The organism is Paenibacillus aurantius, assembly GCF_032268605.1.
Classification (GTDB): Bacteria; Bacillota; Bacilli; order Paenibacillales; family NBRC-103111; genus Paenibacillus_AO; species Paenibacillus_AO aurantius.
In genome coordinates, this window is the sequence record NZ_CP130318.1 from 2008028 (window position 1) to 2021834 (window position 13807).

A 13807-nucleotide genomic window follows, 5' to 3' on the forward strand; every position below is an offset into this window, starting at 1 on the left:
TGCATGTCGTGCAGCCCTTATTCCCTATGATTTCGTCCATCCCCCTGCAGGGGGATATGGTTTATTTTCTACAAAAGGTTAGGAGGGGATAGGATGTTCAAGGATTTGGGTGCCCCTGTCAAAGAAGGAGCTCTGCTTAATCCGGGCTACACTGTAGGACGGGACGAGAACGGCCAATTAAATTGTATCTACATTTCCTTAACCCAGTATGAGTACTCCGTGCTTCTGCTGAAATATAACGTGGATACGAGAGAAACAACCGCCTATCGGGCGGAGAATGACCCTCATCTCGAGGCTAAGCAGGGGGCCTGGGGGATCGCTTCTGTCGACAAGCGGGTGTATTTGGGCACCTACTATCAGGGACATTTACTTCGCTATGATGCGGAGCTGGATGAGATGGTGGATTTGGGTCAGGCGGTGCCGGGGGAAGAGTACATCTGGTCACTCGCTCACGGGAACGGAAAGCTTTACGGAGGGACCTATCCGGGGGGAAAGCTGTTTGCTGTGGATTTGAGCACGGAGAAAGTCAGCGACCTGGGTGCCTTTGAGGAAGGGCTGGTCTACTGCCGTCAAGTAAAGGTCCGCCATGACGGCAAAGTGATCGCCTCGCTGGGAACCAAGCAGGTCAAGGTGGGGATCTACGACCCTATTTCCGGGGAGAAACAGGTTATCCCGGTGCCGGAGACGACGACGGGCTTCGCTGCTATGACGCAGGATGATAACGGAAATGTTTATGTAACGTCCCCCAATAGCGGAGCCTGCTATCTGGTGGAGGGCTATGATCTGGTCCGTGTGGACCAGATCGGGCCGATAGGGCGGCCCCGTTTGTCCGAAGGGCGTACGGTTGTGTCCGTATCGAACACGCAGATCATCATCGAGGATGAGCGGGGCCTTCAGGAGGTTCACGAGCTCACGTATGAATCCGGCGGGTTAATGCTCTGGATGGTGCACAAAGGGCCGGATGACAAAATTTACGGCAGCTCCGCTCTTCCCCTGCGCATGTTCCGGTATGATCCCGACACGGGCGAGAGCGCTAAGCTGGGGAATCCGACCCCCTCTACCGGCGGTGAAATCTACTCCATGGCGAATTGGAACGGGAAGCTGTATGTGGCCAGCTATACGGGCTGCTATATTTCGGTATACGACCCCGGCCGACCATGGGATCCAGGGAAAGAGGCGGGGAACAATCCCCGGGAAATCGGGGTCATTGGAGAGAAGCAGAACCGGCCCATCAGCATGATCCCGGGAGAGGACGGCAACCTGTATATCGCTTCCGTACCCGATTACGGAGAGGTTTCGGGTGCCTTGACCCGGTTCAATCCCCAGACGGAGCAGTTCACCGTTTGGAGGGGCATCGTCGACGAACAGTCCGTCTATGTCCTGGACAGCATTCCCGGAACAAGATATCTGTGCGCCGCAACAACGAACGAAGTGGGGACAGGGGCCGTCACCCCGACAAGAGACGCGAGGTTATTCCTTTGGGACCTGGACCAGGAGAAGAAAGTCCAAGAGATCTATCCGGTAGAGGGAGCCAAGAAAATCGTTTCGATCAAACACAAGGACGGATTGATTTACGGGCTGACCGGTAACGGAATCTTATTTGCCTACGACTATGTAAAGGAGCAGATGGTGTGGCAAAAAGACCTTCCGATTCAACACGCCATTTGGCCGGGAATGGATATTACCGACCGTAACATCATTTATGGCGCGGGAGACAACAAGCTGTTCCGGTACGACAGGCAAACGGATGATTACTCCGTCGTGGCCGAAACCAAAGGCTGGGTGCTCGGCTTTCATATGGATAAGGAAAACCGGAAGATCTACTGTACGCCTGCCGCACGCCTCTATTGCTACGATATCGAGGATTAAGCGAAAGGGGATATCCCATGAGTCTTTCAGCATCAGCGGTAATCAAGCAGGCCCGGTCCTTCTACACGGACGAGAAGATCGCCGCTGCCCGAAAAAATATCGAAACGCATTCCTGGGCGAAGGAAGCCTGCCAAGAGGCGGTTGCTGCGGCGGAGTTGTATTTACAGGACGGCCATGACGGCCTTTGGGAGCTCGTCACCACCCAAAACCTTCCGCGCAGCTACGGGGTGAACCAAGTAAGGGGCTGTCCGGTGTGCAAGAAGGACATCGACCGGTTCGGCAATTATCCGTGGCTCACCGATTCGGCGAATGCTCCATGGAAGGTCACCTGTCCTAGCTGCCGCACGGTTTTTCCCTCCAATGATTTCGGGGCTTACTACCGGAGCGGAATCGACGAGCATTCCCGCTTCGATCCGGCACGCGCGGACCGAAGCCTGCTGACCAATACTTTGTATCCGGACCGGGACGAGAACTGGTGCGTCGATGACGGCTACGGCTGGCTGGACCCCGGTCATGATAATCCCGAAACCCGCCGGTACACCTTCATCGCTTATTACAACCATTATCATTTATGGTATGGCGGCAGGATTGCGAAGGCCCTCGAAGCGTTCAGCCAAGCTTATTTATTCACGAATGACTCTCGTTACGCGGCCGCCGGAACCATCCTGCTCGATCGGATCGCCGATGTCTATCCGGATATGGATTCTTCCGTTTATCTGTGGAAGGACGGCTTCCGAAATTCGCACGGCTTGACGGGCCTTGGCAAAATAGTGGGGAGCATTTGGGAAACCGGTCTTGCGGCCAGCTTTGTTCTGGCATACGACGCTCTGTTTCCGGGAATGGATTCCCCCGAAATTACCGCTTTTCTGAGTAAGAAATCCAAGCAGTACCCGATGCTCGGGAAGAAAGATTCCGTCGAGGCGGTCCGGCGCAATATCGAGCAGGGCATTCTTATGCAGGTAAAGCCGGCCATCGAGGCCGGACAGATTCTCGGCAATGTCGGCATGCACCAAAGCGCGCTCGCTTTGGCGGCCGTCGTGCTGGACCATCCTACCTTTACGAAGGAATGGATCGATTTTCTATTTGAAACCCATGAACGAAAGGGAAGACCGTTAGGCAACATTCTGACCATTCTCGTCAACGACGTGGACCGGGACGGACATGGCGACGAAGCCTCGCCGGCTTATAACAGCGGCTGGCTGGGGAATTTAAAGCTTGTAGCCGATGCTTTAAGCGGACAAGGAGAGCGGGTTCCTCTTGACCTGTACGATTACCCCAAATTCCGAAAGCTGTTTCATATGCTTACCCCGTATGTGATGCTCGGCAAGTACACGCCTTCCAGCGGGGATACGAAGCGTGCGGGAGACCCCGGCATTATCGGGAGCGCGGATTTGTATGTCTCGGGTTTCGCCAAAACCGGTGACCCTCTGCTGGCCCGGTTCGCCTATTTCCTGAACGGGAACCAATGGGAAGGCTTGCGGGGAGATATCTTCACCGATAACGAGGCGGTCCTGGTAGAGATGAAGAGGGCGGTGGACCAGCACGGCCCCTTCGAGCCTGGAAGCTCCAATACGACCGGTTACGGTTTTGCCGCCCTGCGCGATGGGAAGGGAGCTTTCGAGCGGGCCTTGACCCTATATTACGGGCGCAATACGGGGCATGGGCATAAGGATACATTGAACATCGGAATCTATGCTTATGGCATGGATCTTTCTCCCGATCACGGCTATCCGTGCTTCGCGGACGGCAACTATGAGAGAAAGAGGTGGACGATCAATACCATCTCGCACAATACGGTGGTAGTGGACCGCTCCCCTCAAGTCAATCAAATCGTCGCCTTTCCTCACCATTTCGAAGGAGGGGCCCAGGTTCAGCTGATTGATGTGGAGGCCCCTCAGGTGTATCCGCATAACCGGCTTTACCGCAGGACGACCGCCATGGTCCGGGTGGATGACGAAACCTCGTACTTACTCGATCTTTTCCGGGTGAAGGGCGGATCGGAGCATCTTTACAGCTTTCATGGACCGGAAGGCGAAGCTCTTGCCGAAGGTCTTCAATTAGAAAAGCAAGCTGCCGGGACCTATGCCGGTGAAACGATTGCTTATGCCGACCCGGAGTATGATATGGCTTCGGAAAGCGGGTTTAACTATCTCTATGACGTGGAGCGGGACAGCAGCCCGCCTTCCGGTTATTCCTTGGATTGGAAGGCCAAGGATACGTGGGGCGTGAAGTCGGTAAGCGAGGACGTCCATTTGCGCCTGACGATGGTGTCGGCGGTCGATGAAGTGATCCTGGCCCAGGGCGAGCCTCCCCAGAACAAGCCGGGTAACCCCAAAAGCTATACCTATATGCTCGCCCGGCGGGAAGGCGAAGCTCTGGAAAGCCAGTTTGTATCGGTGCTGGAGGCTTACCGGAAGCAGCGCCGAATCATGCGGGTGGAAGCGCTGGCGGTTAAATCCGAAGGGGAGCCGTCCACGGGGTGCGACGCCGCTGCCGTGAAGATAACCTTCGCAAACGGGCGGACGGATTATCTCTTCCAAGCCCTGCATTCCGATAAGCTTTACGTCGTCGATGATTTTCTGGAGGTAAAAGGGTTTTTCGGTATGTGCTCGATCGTTAACGGTTCTCTGACCTACGGTTACGTGTGTGACGGTACCTTACTCCGTGCCGGGGACAGGACGCTAATTGATAAAAGCTATGGAGCGTTGACGGGCAGCGTAACCGGGTTTACCAAGAACCTGTCGTTAGAGAATGAAATCAGAGTGCGTGTAGAGCAGCCTTTAGACGATATCGGGGTGGAGCGAGGCTATATCTATATTCAGAACGATGGAATACGCAATGCGGCTTATGAGTTCACGAGCCTTAAGCCTGATATGGATGGCGGCCTGGTGGTCGACATCGGTGATGTCACGACGATCCGAGCCTGGGCGGACAAATACGATTTTTCCCGCGGGTATAGGTACGACCTTCAAGAAGGGGCTCCCTTCCGAATTCCTCTTTCCTACGAGTGGAGGGCGGAAGAATGAGCAAGATCGTCATCCCGACGAATTATTACCAGCAGTTCGATGCCGACCGTGAGCTTGAGTTCCCTGCGGAGGCATACGGAGGCTGGAAAAAAGCGGAGCTGGAGATCGATCCCGAGAGAACGGCCGTTGTCGTAATGCACGCCTGGGACTGCGGAAGCTGGGACGACTATCCCGGCTGGCACCGGGCCGTGGATTATATCCTGCGGTCCTACGAGATCAGCAGAACCGTGTTCCCTCCTCTGCTCGAGGCGGTCCGCCGCTCCCCGTTGAAGCTGTTTCATGTCGTAGCTCCCGGTCACCACTATTATGAGCCGTACCCCGGCTACCAAAGAGTGGTCCGGCTGGCGGGCGACTCGGAAGAGAAATACGAGAAAGCAGCCACCAGTCCCTTAACCGATCAGCTGTGGGCGTTCCGGAGGCGGTTCGGTCATCCGGGCACCCACAACCAGGAGGATATCCGGCAGGGGCACAGCCGCATCGATTTTACTCCGGAAGCAAGGCCTCAGGGAGAGGAAGGGATTGCGCGGAATGCCCATCAATTGTTTGCCCTGTGCCAAGCTGATGGTATCAATCATCTGATCTACGTGGGCTTTGCCATTAACGGCTGCTTGCTTCTCTCTCCTGGCGGAATGGCGGATATGCAGAAAAGAGGAATGCTTTGTTCGACCATCCGCCAAGCCGTTACGGCTATCGAGAACAAAGAGACGATCCGGGAGGAACTGGGTAAGGAGATGGCGCTGTGGAATGTAGCCCTGCTGTTCGGCTTTGTGTATGAGGCGGATGAGTTTATTCAAGCTCTCCGCTCCTGATGGCCAAGCAAGCGAACGAGCAAGCGAAGCGGGAGCAGCGGGTTAAGAAGAAAGCCTGCCGGTTAGGCGGGCTCTCTTCTTCCTTCGATTTTTCTTGACGGAATATAGTTTATGAACTAAACTAAAATCCGAGTAAGGACATTAAAGCAAAGGAAAGTGGCCTATGACCAAAACAAGCTTCTTGATCGGCAAGCTGATTCACCAGATCAGACGCCGGGAACGGCAGCCGCGTACCTTCGGTACAGGCGGAGCCTTAACGCCAAGCGAAATGCATACGATCGATGCCATAGGCAGCGGCCATGGCATTTTGATGAGCGAACTGGCTGACCGGCTTGGTGTAACCAAAGGGGCGGTAAGTCAGATCGTGGAACGCCTGGAATCGAAGGATCTGGTCCTTCGGACTCCTAACCCTCAGGACTCCAGAAGTGTGACCGTTGGATTGAAAGAGAAGGGACTTGCTGCATATCATGCTCATGAAGAGTTGTATGTTAAGCGGTTTGACGACTGGATCACGACCGAATTAAGCAGGGAAGAACTCCAATCCTTTGAGAAAGGAGTAAAAAAACTTATAGAATTTTTAGAAGAATAAATTTTTTTACCATTTTAGTTTAGTATATAAACAAAAAAATATGCCATTTAGTTTAGTTTCTAAATTAATTAGGATTAAGGAGCTCATTCACATGGAGAAACAAAGCAGGTTAGGCCTAGTCATCGCCGGGTTAATGTTAGGGGTATTGATGGCGGGTATGGATAATACGATTGTCGCTACAGCCATGGGAACCATTGTATCCGATTTGGGGGGATTCGGCCGGTTTGTGTGGGTCACCTCCACCTATATCGTCGCCGAAATGGCGGGCATGCCCCTCTTTGGCAAGCTATCGGATATGTACGGACGCAAACGTTTTTTTCTGTTTGGGCTGATTGTTTTTTTGATTGGATCCAGTCTAAGCGGGACGGCAGAGTCTATAACCCAGCTCAGCATATACCGGGCGATTCAAGGGTTCGGGGCCGGTGCCCTGATTCCGATTGCCCATACGATTGTTTTTGACTTGTTTCCGCCGGAGAAAAGAGGGAAGATGGTCGGGTTGTTCGGGGCCGTCTTTGGTCTATCCACCGTTTCCGGTCCCTTATTAGGAGCTTATATTGCCGAATATATCGGATGGCCCTGGGTGTTCTATATTAATTTACCGATTGGTCTGGTATCTCTTGTTCTTATTACCTGGTTCTATCGGGAAGCGAAAGGATATGAGAAGCAGCCAATCGATTGGCTGGGGATCCTTACGCTAATTCCTGCGATTGTATGTCTAATGCTTGGATTGGAATGGGGAGGAAAGGAGTTCCCTTGGGGATCAAACGTGATAATAGGGTTATTCACCGCTTCCCTTCTCCTAATTCTCGGCTTCCTTATCGCCGAAACCAAGGCAAAGCAGCCCATCATCCCCTTCCCTATGTTCCAAAACCGGTTATTTGCCGCAAGTACGATGACCAGTTTCTTTTACAGCGGGACGTTTATCCTCTGTACGTTATACCTGCCTATTTTTGTACAGGGTGTGATGGGAGGAACGGCAACCAATTCGGGATATATTTTGCTGCCTCTGATGCTTGGAGCCGTCGCAGCCAGTCTAATCGGGGGTCATTTAATCGCTCATTTAAGCTATCGGACGGTAATGATTTTCTCCAGCCTCCTATTTGTTGCGGGCATCGGACTATTAAGTACGTTATCTCCAGATTCCTCCAAGACCTTCCTTATTCTTTATATGATCGTGACCGGCCTTGGAATGGGGTCTTCCTTTTCGGTGCTGACGATCGCCGCGCTGCATCCCTTCGAGCACAACCAGCGCGGAGTGGCCAGCTCTACCATTTCCTTTATACGTTCGCTTGGGATGAGCATAGGGATCAGTGTTTTCGGAATCTATCAAAGACAAGCCTTCGAGCGAAATGTAAATACGGGATTCCTGGAAAATCCTCAAACTCAAGGTGATTTGTTTTCCGGGAAATCAAGAGCCCTCCTTCCGGCGGATGTACTCGACCAACTGACCGCGGCGCTTTCCCAATCGATCTCCCATATGTTCCTTTGGGCACTGATTCCAGCGGCCTTTACCCTTGTCTTAGCCTTCTCCATGAGCGGGGAACGACCGGACGGCTCGAAGAAGGTTAGTCTTCATCACTAAGTCATTGGTTTTCAGCAGGATGGACAAAAGACGGAAGGGGAATAAGCATGCTTGTCCTGGCATTTAATGAGGTTGGTCTAGGCCAATTGGAACGGGTAGGAGGAAAGGGGGCTAACCTGGGGGAAATGGTGAAAGCCGGACTCCCTGTGCCGCCCGGTTTCTGTATCACGACGGAAGCCTATATTCGCTTCCTGGATGGGGCCGGCCTCCGGCCGGCCGTTCAGGATATCCTAAATTCTGTTCAAGTTGGAGATTTGGCCGACCTTAAGAACAAAGCCAACCAGATTCAAACCCTTATGGAGGCGGCGCCTATTCCCTGGGAAGTAAAGGAAGCCATTCAGGCCGCTTACCAAACCATGGGAAACCCTCCTGTTGCGGTAAGATCTTCAGCAACGGCGGAGGATCTGCCGGACGCGAGCTTTGCTGGTCAGCAGGAAACTTTTCTTAACATCACAGACGAGATAGCATTGCTGGAACACGTGAGAAGGTGCTGGGCGTCCTTATGGACGCCCCGGTCCCTTTCCTACCGGGAACGCTCCGGATTTGCCCATGACAAAGTTCACCTGGCCGTGGTTGTCCAACAAATGGTGGATCCGGATGCAGCCAGTGTCCTGTTCACGGCAAATCCCCTAACCGGCGGCCGGAATGAAATGGTAATCAATGCATCGTACGGTCTCGGGGAGAGCATCGTATCCGGGCAAGTGAATCCGGACACTTATCGGCTGACCAAACAAAAAAGTCCTCAACTGCTTGAGCAGCTTTTAGGGGACAAGCAAATCCTAATTCAATCCGTTCCTGGCGGCGGAACCGTGGAGAAACCGGTGATGGAAGCGGACCGTATTCGTTTTTGTTTAAATAGAGAAGATCTGAATAAAATAGCGCGGTTGGGATTGCAGGTGGAGTCCTATTATGGATCGCCCCAGGACATAGAGTGGGCTATGGTGGATGACCGGCTTTACTTGCTTCAAGCTCGGCCGATCACTACGCTAAAGCAAGGGGGGCGGTACAAGCGTTTTCCAAGCTCTCCGGATTCCAACGATTCTTGTTAAACGATATTTTAGAGCATTATCCTGAACCACCATTCCCTTTGGACTATTCAGCCGTTACGGATGGACTGGAGACCATAAACCGAGCCATTCGGGAAATGGGTCTTGCCATGCCACCAGCGACGGAAATCATTCGAATGGATGAGGATGGCTTACCCTCCATTCACCCGCCGAATCTTCGTCCTACGCGGAAAATTATATCTCTCCTTGGGAAACTGCCCAAGTACATGAGGGAGGATGGCGGGGAGTGGAAGTCGGCCCATGCCCAAGAGGTAAACGCTCAATTAGATGGACTAAATAGGGTTAGGCTGGATAGGCTTGAGGGACCTGCTCTGGCCAATCATCTTCAAGAGGCTTTGGATTTGGCGAACGCCATCAACGGGCTTCGGTTTTCTTTGGTGCTGCCTATGATTATAAATGGAAAAATCCTGCTCTTTCTGGCCAAAAAATCGGGCGTGAAGAATGCCTTGGAAGGGGATCTGGTTGGCGGCCTGGAATACAAGACGGTGGAAATCAACAAGGCTTTGAAACGTCTGGCGCGAACCGTCATGTCGGATGGGGAGGTACGGGATGCCCTTGCCGGATGGCCTGCAAAAGAGGTGTGGAACACGATAAAGAGGACGGATAAAGGAAGGGAGTTTCGGAATGAGTTCCTTCATTTTCTGGAACGTTATGGTGACCGCGCACCGAAAGCCAAGCTTCCGTTTTCGGCTGTATCCTGGTCGGATGAACCGGGAATGGTCTTATCCCTGTTGGCTGCCATGGTACAACCTTCTGAGTCCGAATACGCTTCCCTGTCCCAAGTGGATAACCATTCGGATAGTCCGTTCTTACGGTTTCGTGACCAAGTGGCCAACCGCCTTCCCGGTCCCTTGTGCAGACTGTTCCTCCGCTCCTTAGAAAACTATCGCTCCGCCCACATCATGCGGGAAGATACTCTCTATGTGACCGAGCGTACCTACGCTGCAGCTCGGCATGCCGCCCTGGAGGCCGGTCGGCGATTCGCCGCGGAAGGATTAATGACGGAGCAAGGGCAAGTTCTTTTCCTAACTTTACGGGAAATGTATGCAGCGTTGCAGGGACGATTAGATCCGGAGGAGGTTCGAAAACGCGTCGATCGGAGAAAAAAAGCAAGACCCCGAGCGGAAGTGATCTGGCGGGGAGAGAACTTAATTTCCGAGTCCTTTGCTGACGACATCTTGTCGGGGCAGGCGGGGAGCCCCGGACAAGCAAGGGGAACGGTAAAGGTCATTAGCGGCCCGGAGGGTTTTTCCAACTTGAAGCCTGGTGATGTTTTGGTTTGTCGCTTTACTGATCCTACTTGGACGCCATTATTTGAGATTGTCTCGGCAGTCGTTTCCGATACAGGGGGCTCGTTATCCCACGCTGCTATTGTTGCCAGAGAATATGGCATTCCAGCGGTGTTGGGAACCCGGATAGCGACAAAGCAGTTACGGGTTGGCGATAAGGTGTTAGTGGATGGCGACCGGGGGATGGTACGAGTGGAAAAGGCCTGGTATCCGGAATCAGGAAAAGACTAAATAAGAATTGAGTAGGGTAGGGGGGTATGTTATATTATCATTAAAATGAGGCGATATTTTTGGAGGTGTGAGATGGAACAACACCGGTTCAACCCCGATAATAAAGCTACTCTGGAAAGTGCAGCAAGAAAGAAATTAATGCCCCCTGACAAATTATTAGGCTTGCTTCCTATTCAGAAAAACCATCAAATCTTGGATCTTGGAGCGGGAACTGGATTTAGAACCTGAATTGTTAGCTGTTCTTAAGTCAAAAATGCAATTAGAGAATATGGCTAATCTAGAGGTAGTGGAAGCCTCCATGACCGACATCCCGCTGAAAGATAATTCTATAGACATAGTTATTGCTTCCTTGGCGTTACACGCCGTTCGACCGTTATCTTTGAGTTTAGCCGAAATCAAGCGCGTACTGAAACCTGGAGGATCTATCCTTATCTTGGAATGGGAGCACAAAGAAAGCCCGATAGGCCCACCTGTGGAAATTCGAATAGGCTCTGAGGAAATGGAACAGGCTCTGCAAGCATCAGGTTTTATAATCGAGAAGCGAGTTTTTCCAACAGATTATTTGTATATATTTGTTGCCAGACGTTAGCTCATGGGGCCGCCAACAGGGCTCTTCTTTATCCCGGAAAATATACCCTGCAGGGGTATAAGAGACATGAACTCGGGATCGGTTGAGCTTGCCGGCTGTGCCGGTTAAAGGAAGAAGGAGCGTGGGAAAAGTGGCGTAGTCTAATTGAGATCTTCCAGAAAAACGGAAAAAAGAAAGAAAAATTTTCGAAATTTGTGGACCGTCTATCCCTCAGAGAACTACAAAAGATGGCCATCATTCAAGGAGACGAGCCAAAGTGAAAACAATACTGGTAGTAGACGATGAAGAAAAGATCCGCGATGTGGTGGTTTCCTACTTAAGGAAGGAAGGCTTCCGAACGGTGGAGGCCGCGACGGGGACGGATGCCCTGAGGGAAATGGACCGTACCTCCGTCGATCTCATCATCCTTGATCTGATGCTTCCCGATAGGGACGGGGAGCAGCTCTGCCAAACCATCCGAATGCGGGATTCGGTTCCCATTCTTATGCTGACCGCGAAAGCCTCGGAAAACAACCGGATTAGAGGCTTGTCTCTTGGGGCGGACGATTATTTGATTAAGCCCTTTGATCCGCGGGAGGTGGTGGCCCGGGTAAGGGCTATTCTGCGCCGAACCGATGATCGTGAGCTGCTTGCCGACCGGTTGTCCTTCCGGGACGGCCATCTGGTGATCGATTCCTTGAAGCATAAGGTGTTCTGCCAGGGGGAGCCGGTGAATGTAACGCCGAATGAATACAAGCTGCTGCTGGCCTTGGCCAAATACCCGCAGCGGCATTTTACAAGGGAAGAGCTGGTCGACTTGGTGTTGGGCTATACCTTTGACGGGGACAGTCGGACCATCGATCAGCATGTGAAGAATATCCGACACAAGATTGAGCCGGATCCCAAAAATCCCCGGTACATCGTGACCGTCTATGGCTTAGGCTACCGGTTTGCCGGAGGAGAGACATGACCAAACGGCTTCACCGGCGTCTAGCGATCCTTATTATCGCCACGGCAACCTGTATTTTGCTGATTTCCACGATAAGCGTAAGCCTCGCGGTTCATTATCACCTTTCCATGTTTCAGGACCAGGCGGCAGGCATGGACCATGACCTGTCCCAATTTAATGTTCACCTGGAGCAGGCCCTTCTTCAGTCCATCGTGTGGACGCTGGCGGGATCGATTCTTCTTGCGGTTCTGATCGGGTTCTATATGGCGAAACGAATCTCGAAGCCCTTAGTAGACATGAAGCAGGCGGCCGAACGGATGTCCGGCGGGCAGCTGAATACCCGGATCCGGGTCGGGGGCAGCGATGAACTCGCGGAGCTGGGAGCCTCTCTGAACGATTTGGCCGCGCAGCTTCATAAACAGGAACAGCTGCGGGTGACCATGACGGAAGATATCGCTCATGAGCTGAGAACTCCCTTGGCCACGCTAAAAAGCCACATGAGGGCCTTTGAGGATCGAATATGGGAGCCCACCCCGGAACGCATCCGGGCCTGCTACGAAGAAATCGAACGGCTCACCAAGCTGGTAGCCGAGCTGGAAGACTTGACGCACCTGGATTCCCCCGCCTTTCAGCTGGAGCGCAAGGAAGAAAGGCTTGATTTGATTCTGGAACAGGGAGTGGAGCTCGTTTCCGCGGCTTATCTGGAGAAGAAGGTGACCCTATTGTTTCGCTGCGACCCGGCTATCCATATTCATGCCGACCGCAGCCGAATGGTCCAGATCCTGGTGAATCTTCTTAGCAATGCCCTGAAATTCACGCCGGAGAAAGGAACGGTTATGGTGGAAGCCATTAAGGAAGCGGAAGGTGTGCTGATCCGTGTGCAGGACTCCGGCAGCGGGATCCGGCGGGAGGACTTGCCCTTTATCTTTGAACGCTTCTACCGCGGCGACAAGTCGCGCAACCGGAGAACCGGCGGCAGCGGTCTCGGCTTGGCAATCGTCCATAAGCTGGTCACGGCTCACGGGGGGGCCATCTGGGCGGAAAGCTCCCGGGGAACCACGATCACGATCCGGCTTCCGCAAAAAAATCACGACTCTTTGTCCTAGTGCCTTATCCGGTAACTTTGTTGATAAGGTACCCGGAACGGCCAACCTACATGAGATCTTCACAAGTGCCGGGTAAACTGATGGTAGCCAGAATTCCGGGCCGGGTAGAACGGCCGGATTCCGGACAACCTATTCTTTACCAGCAGGAGGTCAGAAGATGAACAGAAGATGGATGGCTATTGTTGCTGCCCTTATGATCAGCTTGTTAGCCGCATGCGGTAACCAAGCTAGCCCGACACCATCGCCGAGCGCAAATATGCCTGGCATGGAGCATTCCGGGATGAACCACTCCGGCCCGGCCGAAGTACCCGCAGGATTAAAAGCAGCCCAGAACCCCAAATACAAGGTGGGGAGCCAGGCCGTTATCCAGGCGGATCACATGCCGGGGATGAAAGGGGCGACGGCCACGATCGCCGGAGCTTACGAAACGGTTGTTTATGCGGTGTCCTATACGCCGACCAACGGCGGGCAGCCGGTAAAGAATCATAAGTGGGTAATCCAGCAGGAGCTCAAGGAGGCAGGCGATGGCGCCCTCAAGCCCGGTGCCCAGGTTACGTTAGAGGCGGACCACATGCCGGGAATGAAAGGGGCGAAGGGGACGATCGATTCCGCCGAATCGACCACGGTGTATATGGTGGATTATACGCCGACTACCGGGGGAACCCCTGTGAAGAATCATAAATGGGTGACGGAAAGCGAGCTTACCCCGGTTAAATCCTAGA

General features: G+C 53.0%; 11 protein-coding genes. All 11 read left to right on the forward strand.

Features of this window, described 5'->3' with window-relative positions:
* The first annotated feature begins 93 nt into the window (after positions 1-93).
* The 11 genes from MJA45_RS09250 (at position 94) to MJA45_RS09300 (ending at position 13806) form a co-directional block, all read left to right on the forward strand.
* Complete coding sequence (locus MJA45_RS09250) at positions 94-1869, forward strand: ligand-binding sensor domain-containing protein (protein WP_315606971.1); 1776 nt, start codon at positions 94-96, stop codon at positions 1867-1869.
* 17 nt (positions 1870-1886) lie between these two features.
* Positions 1887-4895 carry a heparinase II/III domain-containing protein gene (locus MJA45_RS09255; protein ID WP_315606972.1) on the forward strand — a complete coding sequence of 1003 codons (3009 nt, stop codon included), beginning with the start codon at positions 1887-1889 and terminating at the stop codon, positions 4893-4895.
* Positions 4892-5704 (forward strand): hypothetical protein, encoded by an 813-nt coding sequence (locus MJA45_RS09260; RefSeq protein ID WP_315606973.1) that lies wholly within the window; start codon positions 4892-4894, stop codon positions 5702-5704. The genes MJA45_RS09255 and MJA45_RS09260 overlap by 4 nt, the downstream gene beginning before the upstream one ends.
* Positions 5705-5867: 163 nt before the next feature.
* Entirely contained in the window at positions 5868-6293 is a 426-nt protein-coding gene (locus tag MJA45_RS09265; RefSeq protein ID WP_315606974.1) for a MarR family winged helix-turn-helix transcriptional regulator, read from the forward strand.
* Positions 6294-6384: 91 nt separating this feature from the next.
* On the forward strand, positions 6385-7875 hold the full coding sequence (locus MJA45_RS09270) for an MDR family MFS transporter (protein WP_315606975.1): 1491 nt from the start codon (positions 6385-6387) through the stop codon (positions 7873-7875).
* A 47-nt stretch (positions 7876-7922) separates the two neighbouring features.
* Positions 7923-8924, forward strand: coding sequence for a PEP/pyruvate-binding domain-containing protein (locus MJA45_RS09275; RefSeq protein ID WP_315606976.1), 1002 nt, complete (start codon positions 7923-7925; stop codon positions 8922-8924).
* A complete protein-coding gene (locus MJA45_RS09280) occupies positions 8918-10462 on the forward strand; it encodes a PEP-utilizing enzyme (RefSeq protein ID WP_315606977.1) in 1545 nt (514 codons plus the stop codon). Before MJA45_RS09275 ends, MJA45_RS09280 begins: the two co-directional genes overlap by 7 nt.
* 199 nt (positions 10463-10661) lie before the next feature.
* The gene (locus tag MJA45_RS09285) at positions 10662-11051 is read left to right on the forward strand and encodes a class I SAM-dependent methyltransferase (RefSeq protein WP_315606978.1); all 390 of its coding nucleotides are present in this window, start codon (positions 10662-10664) and stop codon (positions 11049-11051) included.
* A gap of 256 nt (positions 11052-11307) precedes the next feature.
* A complete protein-coding gene (locus MJA45_RS09290) occupies positions 11308-12000 on the forward strand; it encodes a response regulator (protein WP_315606979.1) in 693 nt (230 codons plus the stop codon).
* The gene (locus MJA45_RS09295) at positions 11997-13085 is read left to right on the forward strand and encodes a sensor histidine kinase (protein WP_315606980.1); all 1089 of its coding nucleotides are present in this window, start codon (positions 11997-11999) and stop codon (positions 13083-13085) included. Before MJA45_RS09290 ends, MJA45_RS09295 begins: the two co-directional genes overlap by 4 nt.
* A gap of 157 nt (positions 13086-13242) precedes the next feature.
* Positions 13243-13806 (forward strand): DUF1541 domain-containing protein, encoded by a 564-nt coding sequence (locus MJA45_RS09300; RefSeq protein ID WP_315606981.1) that lies wholly within the window; start codon positions 13243-13245, stop codon positions 13804-13806.
* Position 13807: the final 1 nt, after the last annotated feature.

Coding starts and splice junctions, on each gene's coding strand:
- MJA45_RS09295 (WP_315606980.1), top strand. CDS start 11,997: ATGACCAAACGGCTTCACCGGCGTCTAGCGATCCTTATTATCGCCACG.
- MJA45_RS09300 (WP_315606981.1), top strand. CDS start 13,243: ATGAACAGAAGATGGATGGCTATTGTTGCTGCCCTTATGATCAGCTTG.
- MJA45_RS09265 (WP_315606974.1), top strand. CDS start 5,868: ATGACCAAAACAAGCTTCTTGATCGGCAAGCTGATTCACCAGATCAGA.
- MJA45_RS09260 (WP_315606973.1), top strand. CDS start 4,892: ATGAGCAAGATCGTCATCCCGACGAATTATTACCAGCAGTTCGATGCC.
- MJA45_RS09270 (WP_315606975.1), top strand. CDS start 6,385: ATGGAGAAACAAAGCAGGTTAGGCCTAGTCATCGCCGGGTTAATGTTA.
- MJA45_RS09250 (WP_315606971.1), top strand. CDS start 94: ATGTTCAAGGATTTGGGTGCCCCTGTCAAAGAAGGAGCTCTGCTTAAT.
- MJA45_RS09275 (WP_315606976.1), top strand. CDS start 7,923: ATGCTTGTCCTGGCATTTAATGAGGTTGGTCTAGGCCAATTGGAACGG.
- MJA45_RS09255 (WP_315606972.1), top strand. CDS start 1,887: ATGAGTCTTTCAGCATCAGCGGTAATCAAGCAGGCCCGGTCCTTCTAC.